We start from the raw sequence: 16,682 nt of genomic DNA, 5'->3' as shown, positions 1-16,682 counted from the left end.
CTGCGCGCTCCTTACCAGCAGATGCCCTGATAGGTGCCGGACGAGCGGATGCCGGGGCTGATACGCAGCAGGTCAACCATCGGGATCGTGTCGCTCGACTTCTGCAGCATCGGCATGGCCTCGGCATAATGATTGCCGACAAGGATGACGTCAGACGTGTCAATGAGATCGTCGAGTTCTCCGACAAGGCGGTTCTTCAGGTCGATCGCCGTGTCATTGCCGCGACCGGCGCCGCTCATGCCCTCGGCATAGGCCTGCTGGACGAAGGGGTCGTAGATCTTGAGATCATAGCCCTTGGCAATCAGGCGCGAGGCAAGGCTTGCGAGCGGGCTTTCGCGCAGGTCGTCGGTGCCGGTCTTGAAGCTGATGCCGACCATGCCGACGGTCTGGCCGCCCATCTGGGATACCATGGTCTCTGCGCGGTCGATCTGGGCCTCGTTCGCTTCGAGAACCGCATCCAGGAGAGCGCTCTCGACATGGGCTTCCTTGGCGAGGTGACGGAGTGCACGGACATCCTTGGGCAGGCAGGAGCCGCCGAAGGCGAAGCCCGGACGCATGAAGTAGGGGGAGATGTTGACCTTGAGATCCGAGCACAGGATCTTCATCACCTGTTGGCCGTCGACACCGCAGGCCTTGGCGATGTTGCCGATCTCGTTTGCGAAGGTCACCTTGACCGCACGCCAGGAATTGCTGGTGTATTTGATCATCTCGGCAGTGGCGAGCGGCACCGAATGGCAAACGCAGGGCAGTCCGGCGTTGATCTCGTGCAGGATCGCGTCGGTCCGTTCGTCGATCGCACCGAAGACGATCAGGCCGGGGTCGTAGTAATCTTCAATCGCCGTGCTTTCACGCAGGAATTCGGGATAGTAACCCACACCGAAATCGGTCCCTGCCATCATGCCTGTCGCTGCTTCGAGTGCCGGAATGCAGACCTTGTCCATGGTTCCCGGCACGATGGTCGAGCGGACAACAACCGAGTGGAAGCCATCCTTGCGGGCAATGGCAGCACCGATCGCTTCACAGGCTTTGACGACGTAGGTCAGACCTACGGAACCGTCAGCAGCGCTCGGCGTGCCGACGCAAACGAAGGAAAGATCAGTTGCAGCGATGGCCTCGTCGATGTCGAGGGTGGCGCGCAGCTTGCCGCTCGCGACCGTCATCTCGATCAGCGGCTCAAGGCCCTTCTCGACGATCGGGGTCTTCCCACGATTGATCGTATCGACCTTTGCAGAATCGATGTCGACCGCCACGACCTCATGGCCATCCTTTGCCAGGCAGGCCGCCGCCACCACGCCGACATACCCGATTCCGAAAACGCTGATCCTAGCCATCTGCTGCCTCTTATCCTGGAGGGAGGCCCGCTCGCGGACCCGCCGTTGGTTAACATCTGTTAATGTCGACCATAGGATTGGCAGCTCTTTTCCTGCAGACAAAGTCAGGAAAATTAGAGAATTGTCAGGAATTTCCCTGACAAAAATCGCATATTTTCGGAATGCATAAATATTGTAATTTAGCACAAAAAATAAGCCGCAATCTTGCGACTGCGGCTTTCTTGATGTTTTGCAATTTATATTAGTGTTGTAGCCACCCGACACTGATGGCGTAGCTGACGATGTCGGATCTAGTCCTCAAGTCAAGCTTTTTTATTGCCCTGTATTTGTAGGTCTCAACTGTCTTCGCACTCAGTTGAATGTCGGCTGCAATTTCTTTCATCGCCTTGCCTAGGGCGACATGCCGGAGCACGAATTCCTCCTTCAGCGACAATTTTCGCTGGATCGGATCCATCGCCAGTGGCCTCTGGTCGGAAAGTGCCAGGACCGTTTCGTCGATCACCACATCGCCAGCATGCACGCTTTTGATGGCTCGCAGCAGCCTTGGACTGGCAACCGATTTGGTTACCACGCCGCTATAGCCACGGGTGACATAGGTTTCGCCGGGTTGCGTGTCACGGACGTCGCAATAGGCGATCAGCTTGGCCTTGGCTCGCAGTGCGAACAGATCCATGTCACACTCTTCGAGCGTGCGCTCCAGATGCACCGGGTCTGCCACGATGACATCAGGCTCCAGCCGCGTCACGGCTTCATGCAACTTCTGGTCTCGGTTGCTGAGCGTCAGCGCCGCCAATTGACGTGTCGAGTTGACCAGGAAGTTCAACCCATCCACCAACACCGGATTATCGTCCAATACCAGAACCCTGATTTTGCCAGTGCTCTCCATTGCAGCTCCAATCTCTCGACAATGCCACAAATCCCTCGAACCCATCGGACGCTTTCTGTCGGCTCCGTGGTCCACTAGCTCTGTCCCCGATGTTCAGAGAGAACGTCAGGGGTGTCAAGATGTTGCGCTGCCGCGAAAATTAAAGGCAAATTGTTGTTGTGCAACATCGATCGGGCATGTCCGCCGTCACATTCATCAACAAAGAACAAATCAGAACAGCAGGTTGCCGAGAAGGCGTCTGGCAATCTCGTGATTGTGATCGTGTTGCACTGCAATCTTGAGCATGCTGAAACTGTTTCATTTGGAGCCAATTCGCGCGTATTCGAAGTGGATCCTGAAGGACTTACGGATAAAAAATCGGCTCTAATCGGGGCGCTGACCGAGGTGAAATGCGGCGGGAATATGGTGGTTTCGACGCGTCGCCTGCGGTTAATCGTCATCCTGTGGTCCCTTTCGAAGTTTCCGGCGGACACATTGACGTGAATCACGTGTCGCGGTGCCGGACCCTAGGGACGGTATCGGGCGAAAATGCAGCAGCGACAGATTTGTCGCTTTCTGGACAGGAAGGCGCGAGGAAATTCATCGGGAAGCGGTGCCTCCCGATATATGTAATTCACGGCTGAGTTGTGCTGTCCAGAGGTCAGGCCGCGGTTTCGAAACGTGCCAGGTTGCGCTCGGCAGGAGAGGCCGGTTTTGCGGCCGTGCCCGCTGCAATCAGTGCCAGGACGTCATCGGTGTAGTCGGAGGCGTTGGCAATCGCCTTCTCGACATTGCGTCCCTGGGTATCCGGGAGGTCGCGCAGCGGACGGCTCAGATCGAACATCTCGCGGAAGGCGGCGCGCTCGGCAATGGGCGTGTCGAGCACGTTGATCTTCTGCTCACAGAGCAGACGCTTGACTGCCTGCATGGAGCGCGTGGTGATCATGGGGTTGACGCGGGACAGGACCACCGAATGGGGAATGCGAATTCCAGCTTTCTGATCGAGATAGCGCAAGAGGTCGAGTACCTGCGCTCCACCCTGGGCGTCCATGCTGCTTCCCTGGATCGGAACGAGGACGTGGTCCGAGAGGCCGACGGTTGCGGCGAGCAGAGGTGACTGGATGCCTGGCAGGTCCACCACGACGAAATCAAACTGGCTGCGGCGCTCGTGAATGGTTTTTTGGATCGTCGGCGCCGAGACATAGGTTTCGATGGTGAAATTGGGCAGCAGTCTTGCGCCCTGATACCAGCGGGAGAACCAGCGTTGCGGATCGGCGTCGATAACGCAGACGCGATATTTGCGATGGAGGAGTTCGGTCACGAAGAGAAGAGCTGCTGTCGTCTTGCCGGCGCCGCCCTTGGTGTTGGCAAAAGTGATTACTGCCATCGCTTAATCCTGCTGCGTGAAGATCGAGCTACGAATCGCTCTCCAAGGCACAGGCATCGTGCGGGGTCAGATATAAGCAAACGTGGTTAACAAGCCATTACGAGATTTTGGGGTGTGCGTTTGCGCGAGGGCAACCGACCTCATGGCCCTGGGGCGTCTAAGTTAAATGACGGCAAAGAATGGCAGATGGATCCATGCTGCGGTGCACAACATATAATAGTACTTTTGGTCTTTACAGGTTGCGAAGTCTTGCCTATGCATAATGACAGACACCGTGGAGGCGGTGTCTTTCTTAGGGAGGACATCATGAATATTGTACGCAAACTCGCGCTTAGCGCGAGTGTGATTGCACTTAGCTGCACCGCTGCATTTGCTTCAGACCTGACCGTCGGTTTTTCGCAGATCGGTTCGGAATCCGGCTGGCGCGCTGCTGAAACATCCGTCACCAAGCTCGAGGCTGAAAAGCGCGGCATCGAACTGAAGTTCGCCGACGCACAGCAGAAGCAGGAAAACCAGATCAAGGCTATCCGTGGCTTCATCGCCCAGGGCGTTGACGCGATCCTGGTTGCTCCGGTCGTCGCCACCGGTTGGGAAGACGTTCTGACGGAAGCCAAGGAAGCCGAAATCCCGGTCATCCTGCTCGACCGTGGCGTTGATGCTCCGCAGGATCTCTACCTGACCTCGGTCGCTTCCGACCAGGTGAAGGAAGGTCGCGTTGCCGGTGAGTGGCTCGTCAAGACCGTCGGCGACAAGCCGTGCAAGGTCGTCGAGCTTCAGGGTACCGTTGGTTCCACGCCGGCTATCAACCGCAAGAAGGGCTTCGAAGAAGCCATTGCCGGCAAGTCGAACATCACGATCGCCCGCAGCCAGACCGGTGACTTCACCCGCGCCAAGGGCAAGGAAGTCATGGAAGGCTTCCTGAAGGCTGAAAACGGCGGCAAGGACATCTGCGCGATGTATGCCCACAATGATGACATGGCCGTCGGCGCCATCCAGGCCATTAAGGACGCCGGCCTGAAGCCGGGCACCGATATCCTCGTCGTCTCGATCGACGCCGTTCCGGATATCTTCGCCGCCATGGTCGCCGGCGAAGCCAATGCCACCGTGGAACTGACCCCGAACATGGCCGGTCCTGCCTTCGACGCGCTCGACGCGTTCCTGAAGGACGGCAAGCAGCCGGAGAAGTTCATCATCACGGAATCGAAGCTCTACACGCCTGCTGACAATCCGCAGGCTGAGTACGACAACCGCAAGGGCCTCGGTTACTAAGGTAACCCTCCCGGCGCGACCCCGTCATTTACAGGTGGCGGGGTCGTTGCCGCTTTCTCCCGGCATCGATCGGGGATAGTTTTCCGGGAGAGGGGGAAGAGGCACATGACCGACAATCCATCCATCGTGCTCGCGGCTGCGGGCATCATCAAGACGTTTGGCAATCATACGGCGCTGGACAAGGTCGATATCGCATTCCATCGCGGCGAAGTTCATGCGCTGTTGGGAGAAAACGGTGCCGGCAAGTCGACCCTGATCAAGATCCTGACAGGCGCCTATATCCCGGATGGCGGGACCATCACGGTCGACGGCGAAGTTGTCAATTTCACCACGCCCCAGCAGGCCCAGACGGCGGGCATCGGGACCGTTTACCAGGAGGTCAACCTCCTGCCCAACATGACCGTCATCGACAACCTCTTCATCGGTCGCCAGCCCACCAATCGCTTTGGTCTCGTCGACAAGCGCCGCATGGAACGGGAATCCCGCGAGATTCTTGCGACCTACGGCCTCGACATCGACGTCAAGGCCGAGCTTTCCACCTTTTCTGTCGCCGTGCAGCAGATCATTGCGATCGCGCGGGCGGTTGAATTGTCGGGCAAGGTTCTCATTCTCGATGAGCCAACCGCCAGCCTCGACCGTTCCGAAGTCGAAAAGCTGTTCGGGATCGTCCGACAGTTGCGCGATCGTGGTCTCGCCATCGTCTTTATCACCCACTTCCTCGATCAGGTCTTCGAACTGTCGGATCGGGTGACGGTTTTGCGCAATGGCCGTCTCGTCGGTACAGAGGCGATCGCCTCGCTCGACCGCGCCAGCCTGGTGCGCATGATGCTCGGCAAGGATCTCGCTTTCCATCATTCGGATGTGGTGGGAGAAGAGGCGGAAGTCGGCGAAACGCTGATGTCCTTCGAGGGTTTTGGCCTGTCAAACAGCGTCCAGCCCTTCGATCTCAAGATCCATCGTGGCGAAGTGGTCGGTGTCGCCGGCCTGCTGGGTTCCGGCCGAACGGAAATGGCGCGACTGATGTTCGGTATCGATCAGGCCGACAGCGGCGCGTTGAAGATTGACGGTGTGAACAAACAGGTCCGCAATCCCCGCGAGGCGGTCGAGCTCGGCTTCGGCTTCTGCCCGGAAGATCGCAAGATCGATGGCATCTTCGGCGATCTCTCCGTGCGCGAGAATATCGTGATCGCCATGCAGGCGCGGCTCGGCTGGTTCAAGGCGTTGAACCGCGACGAACAGCTCGAGATCGCCGGAAATTTCATCGAGGCGCTCGACATCCGCACGGCGTCTGCCGAGCTGCCGGTGAAGCTGCTCTCCGGCGGCAACCAGCAGAAGGTGATCCTTGCCCGCTGGCTTGCCACCGATCCGCGTTTCCTCATTCTCGACGAGCCAACCCGCGGCATCGATGTCGGCGCGCATGCCGAGATCGTCCGCATGATCAGCCGGTTGCGGGAAGACGGGCTGGCGCTGGTTGTTATCTCTTCCGAGCTCGACGAAATCGTCAGTTACTCTTCACGTGTGGTCGTCATGCGCGACCGCAAGATGGTCGCCGAACTGCACGGCGCCGACATCACCCCCGGCGTCATCGTCCAGACCATTGCCGCCCAGCCGGCGGAGGCCGAGGCATGAAAAGGCTTGCCATGTCCCGCATCATTTCCCCGCAGATCCTGGCTCTTGCCGGTGTTCTGTTCTTCAACTGGCTGGTCTTTCCCGGCTTTTTCAACATTACCTGGCAGGATGGCCGGCTGTTCGGCAGCCTGATCGACGTTATCAATCGTGGCGCCCCCGTCGCGATCCTTGCCATCGGCATGACCGCGATCATCGCCACCAAAGGCGTGGATCTATCGGTCGGCGCGGTCATGGCTGTTGCCGGCGCGGTCGCCGCAACTTGTGCGGTCTCCGGCCAGCCGCTGGTCGTGACGCTGGTTGCGGCCCTTTCCGTCGGTATCCTCTGCGGTATCTGGAATGGCATCCTCGTTGCCTATCTCGGTATCCAGCCTTTCGTTGCGACGCTGGTGCTGATGGTAGCCGGGCGAGGGGTCGCGCAGCTCATCACAGAGGGCTCGATCGTCACCTTTTCGGATCAGGCGCTGATCTTTGTCGGCACGGGCTCGCTTTTCGGCCTGCCGATGCCGGCGGTGATCGCGATTGTTCTGATGATCGCCGCGCATCTCGTCATGCGCCGTACCGCGATCGGTCTCTTTATCGAGGCGATCGGGACCAATCTGTCTGCTGCCAACTATACCGGTCTGCGCAGCAAAGTGGTGATGCTCGCGATCTATGCCTTCGGCGGCTTCTGCGCCGCAACGGCCGGCATTATCGCCGCTGCCGACATTCGTGGGGCGGATGCCAACAATGCCGGTCTGTGGCTCGAACTCGATGCGATCCTGGCGGTCGTCATCGGCGGCACGTCACTGCTTGGTGGACGCTTCTCGATCCCGATGTCGGTGCTCGGCGCCATCATCATCCAGGCGATGAACACCGGTGTCTTGGTTTCCGGCTTCCCGCCGGAATTCAACCTGATCGTCAAGGCTGGCATGATCATCATCATCCTGGTTCTGCAATCGGCCCGGATCGCCCAGGTGCTCGGACGTAAATTCGGCCCGCGCCAGCCGGCCACCCCGACGCCCCAGACTTCAAGCCAAACATCGGGACAGGCACGATGAATCCGCGTTATCGCCCTCTCGCCGCGACCACCCTCATCTTCGTGATCGCCTATGCCGTCTGTATTTTCCAGTATCCCGGCATGTGGTCGACCCGCGTCTTCGGCAATTTCCTCACCGACAATGCGTTTCTCGGCATCGCCGCTGTCGGCGCGACTTTCGTCATTTTGTCCGGCGGGATCGATCTGTCCGTCGGTGCGGTGATCGGTCTTACGGGTGTGGTGACCGCCATCCTGATCTCATGGGTCGGTATGCATCCGCTGGCCGTCTTCGCCATCGTGCTGGTTCTGGCCGCCGCATTCGGTGCCTCGATGGGCGCGGTCATCCACTTCCTGCAGGTGCCGCCCTTCATCGTGACACTCGCCGGCATGTTCCTCGCTCGCGGATTTGCCTCGGTGCTGAGCCAGGATTCGATCCCGATCGACCACGACTTCTACCGGACGATCTCCAGCCTGTATTACAAGCTGCCGGGTGGCGGGCGTCTCAGCGCCATCGGGCTCCTGATGCTCGCAACCTTCCTGATCTGCGGCTTCATCGCCCACAAGACGCGCTTCGGTTCTTATGTCTACGCGATCGGCGGCAATGCGACCTCCGCCTCGCTGATGGGGGTGCCGACGGGGCGTGTGACGATCGGCATCTATGCACTTTCGTCCTTCCTGGGCGGGCTTTCGGGTATCGTCTATTCTCTCTACACCTCGGCCGGCTATCCTCTGGCCGCGGTCGGCATCGAACTTGACTCGATTGCAGCCGTGGTGATAGGCGGAACCCTATTGACGGGCGGTTACGGTTTCATCTTCGGAACCCTGATCGGGGTCATGCTGCAGGGATTGGTCCAGACCTACATCGTCTTTGACGGGACGCTCTCCAGCTGGTGGACTAAAATCGCCATCGGATTCCTTTTGTTCATGTTTATCCTGCTCCAGAAACTGGTCTTCAACGCACAGACCGGGCGGGGCCGGCTGAAGAAGGGCCCTGCATGAGCGAGCCGGGGAGCCTTCTTCGCTCCCTGTCCGGGCGGTCGACGGCACGAAACTTCCATTCGCATGTCATCAACGAAATCGGGGCCGGAGTGATCTCCGGCCGTTATCCGATCGGGACAACGCTGCCGAACGATGCCGAACTGATGGCGGATTTCGAGGTGTCCCGCACCGTGCTGCGCGAAGCCCTGAAGACGCTGGAGGCGAAGGGGCTGCTTGAGGCCCGGCCGAAGGTCGGAACCAAAGTGGCGAAGAAAAGCCGCTGGAACCTCTATGACCCCCAAGTGCTCGCCTGGCATCTCGATGCGCCGCCGGATGCGGAATTCCTCGCGGGTCTTCACGAGGTGCGGCGCTCTCTGGAGCCGATTGCCGCAGCCGAAGTGGCGCGACGGCGGACGGCAGATCAGATCCGCCTGATGCTCTACTGGATCCGGCAGATGGAAACATCGCTGACCTCGCCGCAGAACTTCGCGCTGGCCGATTTCGAATTGCATCGCATCGTGGTCGATGCAGCACACAACCCTTTCATTCGGGCGCTTTACGGCGTCATCGAGCTTGCCCATGCCTTCGCGTATCAGCGGCTGGTCGATACGCCGGAAGAAGACGTACTGCTCGACATTCTCGGCAAGCACAAGATGCTGGTCGAACGGATCGAATATGGCGACGAGGCGGGTGCGCGGGTCGCAATGCTCGATACGATCGAGCACGACCGCCAAGTTGCCTTGCGCGGCTGACTGCGCGGATCCAGGGAGCGAGAACGCTTCTCAGAGTTCCAGGGCGTCTTTCAGTGTCCGTGTCTCGGCAAGCGAGAGATCGAGATCCGCCTCTATATGATCGATATGGTGCAGCATCAGATCCGTGGCCTCCTCGACGTCCCCCCTTTCGAGCGCGTTCAGGATCTCATCGTGCTCGTCATGACCGCAGCTCGATATGCCCGTGCGCCCGTAAAGCGCTATGACCAGCGACGAACGTGCCACCAGTTCGTCCATGAACTTTTCCAGCACCTGATTGGCGGCGACCTGGGCCAGCATCAGGTGAAAATCGCCTGAGGCCTTGATCTCTGCGCGGCGGGCAGAGGCGCCGCGTCCGGCGCGGTACCGCGCTTCCTCCTTCAAGTGTTCGCGCAGTGCTGCGATTTCTTCGGGCGTGATGCGCTCGGCGGCGGCCGCAATGATACCCGCCTCTATCAAACGGCGGGACGCGAAAACCTGGCGGGCCTCTTCCGTACTCGGATTGGAAACGAAGGCGCCACGATTGCGCTCGGTTCGGACCAGTCCTTCAAAGGCGAGCATTTGCAACGCATCGCGAACGACTGTGCGGCTTACGTCGAACAGGGTGCCGACCTCGGCCTCAGACAGCTTTGTGCCAGGCGCGAGACGACGGTCGACGATCGCATCCCGAAGGGCATCCCGGATTGCACGGGCGCGGTCTTCCTGGTTTGGGTCAAGATGTCGGCGCAACGTGCTCTTCGCGGTCATAGGTCGATTCCGTGTCGTCCTTCCTTTTTAGCCAGCATCGCACGCCAGGGGAAGACCATCGGCAAATATTGGTGCGCAGGATTGCATACAATCCGCGTCGGCAATTGATCGCAATCGATTAATTCGTGTGCATGCATTCGTGCGGGCTGCACATTCCTGCAGCGCTGCAGAGCGCGACAAAAGGTATTTCAAAGGTTTGGCGGCGTCCGGCAAAACTGGCACGGCTTATGCATCGTCTACGGCAGCAGAAGGAGCCGTCATGACGAAAGCCGCCGAGATCGAACTTGCAGCTGTCTCGAAAGTCTATGGAGCCGCCACGGCCGTGCATGCCGTCAGCCTCAAGGTGCCTGCCGGAACCTATTGCTGCCTGCTTGGGCCTTCCGGTTGCGGTAAGACTTCGACGCTCCGGATGATTGCCGGCCATGAAAGCGTGTCGTCTGGCGACGTACTTTTCGGCAACGCCAATGTGACCGATCTTCCGCCGGCCAGCCGTGGCACGGCGATGATGTTTCAGTCCTATGCGCTGTTTCCGCATCTCGATCTTGTCGACAACGTTGCCTTCAGTCTGAAGATGAAGGGTGTCGACAAGGAGACTCGGCGGCGCGAAGCGCTGGAGATGCTAAAGCTGATGCAGCTGGAGCCCTATGCGAGCCGTCGACCCGCCCAGCTGTCCGGAGGGCAGCAGCAACGTGTGGCGCTTGCCCGGGCCCTGATCACCAAGCCGGAGGCGCTGCTGCTCGACGAACCTCTGTCGGCGCTCGACCCCTTCCTCAAGATCCGTATGCGGGCTGAGCTGAAGAAGCTGCAGACTTCGCTTGGCATCACCTTCGTGCATGTAACGCACAGCCAGGAAGAGGCCATGGCGCTGGCCGACCTCATCGTGGTGATGAACGAAGGCCGGATTGAACAAGCGGCGACGCCGCGCACGGTGTTCGAGAAGCCTGCCACGGCCTTCGTCGCCCGGTTCATGGGCGATCACAACGTGCTTTCGGGACGCATTGTGGAGCGCTCCGACGAAGGGCTGTTCATCGAGGTGGTCGGTGGCGGGCGCTTCTATGCCGGCGGCACAGCACCCATCGAGCAGGACACTGCAGAGATCGCCATTCGCACCGACCACGTGCGCATCGGCTCCTCGGCGGTCGATGGTCTTGGCTTCGACGGCATCGTTTCCAACGTCGAATATCTCGGCGCCAAGGTGAAGCTGACGGTCACCACGGCCTTTACTGATGAATTTACCGCCGTGCTCAGCGATGCGGCGTTCTTCGCGTCGCCGGTCAAGGTCGGCGAGGGCGTGACCCTGTCATGGGACAAGCAGGATTCGATCGTCCTCGGACGTGTCGAGAAGTGAAACCAAAACCAATAAAACCAGGAGAACAGCAATGACTGCCAGCAAGACCCCCAAAGGCGTATCGCGCCGTACATTCCTGAAAACCGCGTCGGCGGCGGCCGGCCTCGCCGCAGGTTCGGGTGCCATCACCGGCTTCCCGACCATCTGGGCCCAGTCCAACATCACGCTGCGCCAGTTCGGCACCGGCGTTTCGAACATCAATGCGATCGCCGAGCAGTGCAAAAAGGATCTCGGTATCACGCTTGAAATGACCGCAACGGATTCCGACGCGGCCGCTCAGCGCGCCGTTACCCAGCCGAATTCCTATGACATCGCCGACATCGAATACTGGATCCTGAAGAAGGTCTATCCGACCGGCGTCATCCAGCCGATGGAAACGAAGAAGCTGAAATACTACGACAAGGTCGTACCGCTGTTCAAAACCGGCAAGCTGCTGCCGGACAGCGTCATCGCACAGGGGACGGCACCGCACACCGTCGGTTACGTCGAAAGCAAGGATGCCAAGACCTTCGCCTCGGGCGAGACCGAGCTCTTCACGATGATGCCGACCATCTACAATGCCGACACGCTCGGCATCCGTCCGGATCTGGTCGGTCGCGAGATCACCACCTGGGCCGACATCATGGACCCGGCCTTCAAGGGCAAGACCTCGATCCTCAACATTCCTTCGATCGGCATCATGGATGCCGCGATGATCTGCGAAGCCATGGGCATCATCAAGTATGCCGACAAGGGCAACATGACGAAGGCTGAGATCGACACGACGATCGACTTCCTGATCAAGGCCAAGCAGGACGGCCAGTTCCGAGCCTTCTGGAAGAGCTTCGACGAGTCGGTCAACCTGATGGCGTCCGGCGAAGTCGTCATCCAGTCGATGTGGTCACCGGCCGTTGCCGCCGTGCGCTCGAAGGGCATCGCCTGCAAGTATCAGCCGCTCAAGGAAGGCTATCGCTCCTGGGGTGGCGGTCTGGGTCTCGCGTCGCACCTTTCCGGCGCGCAGCTCGACGCGGCTTATGAATACATCAACTGGTATACCTCCGGCTGGGTCGGCGGCTATCTCAACCGCCAGGGCTACTACTCCGCCTGCATGGAAACCGCGAAGGAATTCATGTCCGCGGACGAGTGGGGCTACTGGATCGAAGGAAAGCCTGCGGCCGGCGACATTCTCTCGCCGGAAGGCAAGGTGATGGAGAAGGCCGGTGCGGTCCGCGACGGCGGCTCCTTCGAAGAGCGCATGGGCAAAGTCGCCTGCTGGAACTCCGTCATGGACGAGGACCGCTACATGGTTCGTCGCTGGAACGAGTTCATCGCGGCTTGATTTCCACCCTCCCCTTGAGGGGGAGGGTCGGAGCGAAGCTCCGGGGTGGGGTGAACGCTTCTCGTGGATCACCCCCACCCGCGGCTTCGCCGCGACCTCTCCCCTCAAGGGGGAGGTATATGCTCCCTTCTCCCCGCTTACGGGGAGAAGGTGGCGGCAGCCGGATGAGGGGCAACCTTCCCGGCCCGCTCTTTCCGAAGCGACAGGAGACCTAACATCATGGTGGAAGTGCGATTTCTGGGCGTCGGCGAGCCGAAGCCGAAGCGCGTGATCCGCGTGCCGCTCGGGCTTGTCTCCTATCTGCAGGCGACGCCGCTGGCGCTGATCCTCGGAGCATTTCTGCTCCTGCCGATCCTGATGATCGTGACCGTGTCCTTTTGGGATTACGACTTTGCCCAGATGTATCCTGACTTCGTCACGTTCAACTACACCGAGACACTCGGCTCCTGGGTCACTTGGAAGACCTATCTCAATACGCTGAAGTTTGCCGTCATCGTCTGGGCAATCACGCTGTTCGTCGGTTTCTGGGTCGCCTATTTCCTCGCCTTCCACATCCGGACATCCGCGATGCAGAGCGTGCTCTTTCTTGTCTGCACCGTGCCGTTCCTGACCTCGAATATCATCCGCATGATCTCCTGGATCCCGGTGCTCGGGCGCAACGGATTGATCAATTCGGCGCTCGTCAATGCCGGCATCATTCCGCAGCCGATCGAGTGGCTGCTCTATTCGGATTTCGCCGTGGTGCTCGCCATGGTGCATCTCTACACGCTGTTCATGGTGACCCCGATCTTCAACACCATGATGCGCATCGACCGGTCGCTGCTCGAAGCGGCGCGCGATGCCGGTGCTAGCGGCTGGCAGATCCTGACCAATGTGATCATCCCCCTGTCGAAACCCGGCATGGCGATCGGGACCATCTTCGTCGTGACGCTCGTCATGGCCGATTTCTCTACTGTGCAGGTCATGTCCGGCGGCCAGAGCGCCTCGGTGGCGCTGATGATGAAGAACCAAATGTCGCTGCTGCAATATCCCGCCGCCGCTGCCAATGCCGTGGTGCTTCTGGCACTCGTTCTGCTGATGGTCGCCGCCATCCTCCGCGTCGTCGATATCCGGAAGGAACTGTGAAGATGAATTCTGACAAGCGCCCGCGCGAATTCTATGTGCTCGCTGCCTTCTTCGCCCTCTTCGTGCTGTTTCTCTACGGACCGCTGTCGGCGATCGTTATCCTGTCCTTCCAAGGGCCAAACGGAGGGTTGACCTTCCCGTTGAACGGGGTGTCACTGCACTGGTTCGGCAACCTGTTCGAAACGCAAGCCGTTGGCGATTTCGGCGGCTCGTTCCGGCGGTCCTTCGCACTCGGACTGATGGTCATGGTCGTCACCGTTGTCGTGTCGCTCTTGGCGGGGCTTGCCTTCCGTCGCAAGTTCATCGGCGCGACCCCGCTGTTCTATCTGTCCATCGCCAGCTTGGTTGTGCCCTCGATCATCATTTCGCTCGGCATCGGCGTATTGTTCAGCCAACTTGGCCTGCAACCGGCCTGGTATTCCTCCGCTTTTGGTGCGCATCTGACCTGGACGCTCCCCTTCGGCGTGTTGATCATGTTTGCGATCTTCAACCGCTTTTCGCCGTCCTACGAGGAAGCCGCGCGCGATCTTGGGGCCAGTTCGTGGCAGACCTTTCGGCATGTTGTCCTGCCGATGATCGCGCCGCCGCTGATCGGGGTCGCCCTGTTCGGCTTCACGCTTTCCTATGATGAATTCGCTCGCACGCTCATGACGTCCGGCACCTACAACACGTTGCCGCTGGAGATCTACGGTATGACCACGAATGTCACGACGCCTGTGCTCTATGCACTCGGTACGGTGACGACGCTCTTTTCCTTCCTGGTGATCGCCGGAACGCTCGGCGTCATCATGGCCATGAACCGTCGCCGGGGCCGGGCATAGCCACATGAAGATTGCCGTCATCAATCCGAATACGACTGCCAGCATGACCGCGACGATTGCGGACGCGGCGCGCCGTGTCGCCCATGCGGATACCGAGATCCTGGCGGTTACTTCGTCCATGGGGCCGGTGTCTATCGAAGGCTATTACGACGAGGTCTTCGCTATCCCCGGCCTGCTGGTCGAGATCGCCAAGGCCGAGCGGGAAGGGGCAGATGCGATCGTGATCGCCTGTTTCGACGATACCGGGCTCGATGCGGCGCGGGCACTGGCGGGCATCCCGGTCATCGGTATCTGTGAGGCCGCCCTTTCTGCGACGTCCTTCATCGCCCAACGCTTCTCAGTCGTCACCACCATGGAGCGCTCGCGGCTGCCGGTCGAACATCTCGTGCATCGTTATGGCATGGGCAGTCGCTGCAAGGTGCGGGCGGCGGATGTGCCCGTGCTGTCGCTGGAGGATCCGAATTCGAACGCGCGGGACCGGCTTCGCAGCGAGATCTCCGCAGCGCTCAAGGACGACAGGGCCGAGGCGATCGTGCTCGGTTGTGCGGGCATGGCGGATCTGACGGCATCGCTGCGGCAGGAGTTCGGCGTGCCGGTCATCGACGGCGTGGCTGCTGCCGTCAAACAGGCCGAAAGCCTGATTGCGCAGGGCCTTTCCACGGCCAAACGCGGCGCTTATGCGAGCCCCGTTCACAAGACCTATGGCGGGGATCTCTCGCGTTTTGCGCCCCAGGCGATGGAGGCTTGAGCGTGGCGGATGACGCGGAGATCCGCGTGCTTGAGGCCGGCGAGGTCGAGGACCTTGTCGGTTGGGCAGCACTGGAGGGCTGGAACCCCGGACATGGCGATGCCGCAGCCTTCCGGTCAGCCGATCCGGATGGCTTTTTCGGATGCTTCGTCGACGGGCGGCTCGCTGCCGGAATCTCGGCTGTGCGCTATGGGTCCAGTTTCGGCTTCATCGGTCTTTACATCTGCCATCCGGATTTTCGGGGGCAGGGGCTCGGGCGGCAGGTGTGGGAGGCCGGCATGGCACATCTTGCCGACCGGGTCGTGGGGCTCGACGGTGTCGTGGAGCAGCAGGCAAATTATGGGCGGATGGGTTTCGTCTCCGCCTATGACACGCTGCGCTGGAGCATCGACCGTGTGGCGACACTCCGCTCACCGGATGCCGGTTGCCATGCTGTGCGAGACATTGATGTTCCGGAAATCCTTGCCTTCGATCGTGCCTATTTCCCCGAACGCAGGGAGAGCTTTGTTGCCACCTGGCTGCAGCCTCCCAGGCGTGCGTTTGTCTGCCGGCGTCAGGGGGCTGTTTCCGGTTATGCGGTGGTGCGGCCTTGTCTCAGCGGTTACAAGATCGGGCCGCTCTTTGCCGTCGACGGGCGCACGGCCGAGGATCTCTTGAAGATCTGCCTCACCAGTGTCACGGGTGCGGAGGTCCATCTGGACGTCCCGAGCTATCAGAAGGGTTTCGGCTATCTTCTCGGGCGCCTCGGTTTCAAAGCCGGCTTTAAGACCGCGCGGATGTATTACGGCGCGGCCCCCGAGATTCAGCGCTCCGGTGTCTACGCAATCACCAGCCTGGAGTTGGGTTAGTCGTCAGTCCGACATGCCGGATGGCGAGGCGGTGGGTAGCATGCCGCGATAAATGCCGGGTGAAGAGCCCTCGATCGGGGTGGCGCCCACGCTTCGCTGGTAGAAGTCGACAGGCCCCGCCCCGCCGATAATGGCATAGCCATAACCCTGATCCCGCATGTCGAGCAGCGTTTTCAGCAGCAGTGCGTGACCGATCCCCTTGCCACGTGCGCTCTCATCCACCCCGGTGGGGCCGAAGAAGCCTTTCATCGTGGCCTCGTGGCAAGCGAAACCTAGGAGCCTCTCGCTTTGATGGGCAATCCAGCAGGTGACGGGCTGGCGCAGGATGGCGGCTGTTGCTTCGTCCGCCCAACCGGCGCCGAAGCGGGGGCGGATCCAGTCGCAGATCGGCGTGCGCTCGGGCACGAGTGCGCGGCGCAGAACGATGCCCTGATCCGCCATGCGTTTGTCCAATGCCGGGTCCGGTGCCAGATCGTAAAGCTTCACAAGCATGTCGGCTGCCAT

17 protein-coding genes are annotated in these 16,682 nt (G+C 60.2%); 12 read left to right on the top strand and 5 right to left on the bottom strand.

The window, feature by feature from the left end:
- Window positions 1-11: 11 nt before the first annotated feature.
- Together ACT53S_RS13350 and ACT53S_RS13345 are read right to left on the bottom strand one after the other, a co-directional pair.
- Complete coding sequence (locus ACT53S_RS13350; RefSeq protein WP_476067342.1) at window positions 12-1,331, bottom strand: nucleotide sugar dehydrogenase; 1,320 nt, start codon at window positions 1,329-1,331, stop codon at window positions 12-14.
- Between the two features lie 241 nt (window positions 1,332-1,572).
- Window positions 1,573-2,217 (bottom strand): response regulator transcription factor, encoded by a 645-nt coding sequence (locus ACT53S_RS13345; protein WP_113378590.1) that lies wholly within the window; start codon window positions 2,215-2,217, stop codon window positions 1,573-1,575.
- Window positions 2,218-2,373: 156 nt separating this feature from the next.
- Here ACT53S_RS13345 and ACT53S_RS13340 point away from each other — a divergent pair, with 156 nt between their 5' ends.
- Window positions 2,374-2,700 carry a hypothetical protein gene (locus tag ACT53S_RS13340; protein WP_476067341.1) on the top strand — a complete coding sequence of 109 codons (327 nt, stop codon included), beginning with the start codon at window positions 2,374-2,376 and terminating at the stop codon, window positions 2,698-2,700.
- Window positions 2,701-2,857: 157 nt separating this feature from the next.
- Here ACT53S_RS13340 and ACT53S_RS13335 read toward each other — a convergent pair whose 3' ends face one another.
- A complete protein-coding gene (locus ACT53S_RS13335) occupies window positions 2,858-3,583 on the bottom strand; it encodes a ParA family protein (RefSeq protein WP_113378589.1) in 726 nt (241 codons plus the stop codon).
- Between the two features lie 306 nt (window positions 3,584-3,889).
- On the opposite strand from ACT53S_RS13335, the gene ytfQ reads away from it, so the two are divergent.
- The 5 genes from ytfQ to ACT53S_RS13310 all read left to right on the top strand — a co-directional run bounded on the left by ytfQ (window position 3,890) and on the right by ACT53S_RS13310 (window position 9,226).
- Window positions 3,890-4,852, top strand: a complete 963-nt coding sequence (ytfQ, locus tag ACT53S_RS13330; protein WP_476067340.1) for a galactofuranose ABC transporter, galactofuranose-binding protein YtfQ — start codon at window positions 3,890-3,892, stop codon at window positions 4,850-4,852.
- 105 nt (window positions 4,853-4,957) lie between these two features.
- Entirely contained in the window at window positions 4,958-6,481 is a 1,524-nt protein-coding gene (locus ACT53S_RS13325; RefSeq protein ID WP_113378587.1) for a sugar ABC transporter ATP-binding protein, read from the top strand.
- The gene (locus tag ACT53S_RS13320) at window positions 6,478-7,518 is read left to right on the top strand and encodes an ABC transporter permease (RefSeq protein WP_476067339.1); all 1,041 of its coding nucleotides are present in this window, start codon (window positions 6,478-6,480) and stop codon (window positions 7,516-7,518) included. The genes ACT53S_RS13325 and ACT53S_RS13320 overlap by 4 nt, the downstream gene beginning before the upstream one ends.
- Entirely contained in the window at window positions 7,515-8,495 is a 981-nt protein-coding gene (gene yjfF / locus ACT53S_RS13315) for a galactofuranose ABC transporter, permease protein YjfF (protein ID WP_113378585.1), read from the top strand. The genes ACT53S_RS13320 and yjfF overlap by 4 nt, the downstream gene beginning before the upstream one ends.
- Window positions 8,492-9,226 (top strand): FadR/GntR family transcriptional regulator, encoded by a 735-nt coding sequence (locus ACT53S_RS13310; protein ID WP_476067338.1) that lies wholly within the window; start codon window positions 8,492-8,494, stop codon window positions 9,224-9,226. Before yjfF ends, ACT53S_RS13310 begins: the two co-directional genes overlap by 4 nt.
- A gap of 30 nt (window positions 9,227-9,256) precedes the next feature.
- On the opposite strand, the gene ACT53S_RS13305 is transcribed toward ACT53S_RS13310, so the two are convergent.
- A complete protein-coding gene (locus ACT53S_RS13305) occupies window positions 9,257-9,970 on the bottom strand; it encodes a GntR family transcriptional regulator (RefSeq protein WP_476067337.1) in 714 nt (237 codons plus the stop codon).
- 259 nt (window positions 9,971-10,229) lie between these two features.
- Between ACT53S_RS13305 and ACT53S_RS13300 the strand changes: the two genes are divergently transcribed.
- From ACT53S_RS13300 to ACT53S_RS13275, 6 genes are all read left to right on the top strand, one after another.
- Window positions 10,230-11,318, top strand: a complete 1,089-nt coding sequence (locus ACT53S_RS13300; protein WP_476067336.1) for an ABC transporter ATP-binding protein — start codon at window positions 10,230-10,232, stop codon at window positions 11,316-11,318.
- Window positions 11,319-11,349: 31 nt separating this feature from the next.
- Window positions 11,350-12,636 carry an ABC transporter substrate-binding protein gene (locus ACT53S_RS13295; protein WP_476067335.1) on the top strand — a complete coding sequence of 429 codons (1,287 nt, stop codon included), beginning with the start codon at window positions 11,350-11,352 and terminating at the stop codon, window positions 12,634-12,636.
- 219 nt (window positions 12,637-12,855) lie between these two features.
- Entirely contained in the window at window positions 12,856-13,761 is a 906-nt protein-coding gene (locus ACT53S_RS13290) for an ABC transporter permease (protein ID WP_476067334.1), read from the top strand.
- A 2-nt stretch (window positions 13,762-13,763) separates the two neighbouring features.
- Window positions 13,764-14,582, top strand: a complete 819-nt coding sequence (locus tag ACT53S_RS13285; protein ID WP_113375804.1) for an ABC transporter permease — start codon at window positions 13,764-13,766, stop codon at window positions 14,580-14,582.
- 4 nt (window positions 14,583-14,586) lie between these two features.
- A complete protein-coding gene (locus tag ACT53S_RS13280) occupies window positions 14,587-15,330 on the top strand; it encodes an aspartate/glutamate racemase family protein (protein WP_476067333.1) in 744 nt (247 codons plus the stop codon).
- A gap of 2 nt (window positions 15,331-15,332) precedes the next feature.
- On the top strand, window positions 15,333-16,178 hold the full coding sequence (locus ACT53S_RS13275) for a GNAT family N-acetyltransferase (protein WP_476067332.1): 846 nt from the start codon (window positions 15,333-15,335) through the stop codon (window positions 16,176-16,178).
- A gap of 3 nt (window positions 16,179-16,181) precedes the next feature.
- Here the strand turns inward: ACT53S_RS13275 and ACT53S_RS13270 are convergent, their stop codons facing one another.
- Window positions 16,182-16,682 carry a GNAT family N-acetyltransferase gene (locus ACT53S_RS13270; RefSeq protein WP_476067331.1) on the bottom strand — a complete coding sequence of 167 codons (501 nt, stop codon included), beginning with the start codon at window positions 16,680-16,682 and terminating at the stop codon, window positions 16,182-16,184.

Source organism: Allorhizobium sp. DMC15 (assembly GCF_056314065.1).
Note: the sequence above shows the minus strand (reverse complement) of the source record. Positions and strands in the feature narration are given on the sequence as shown.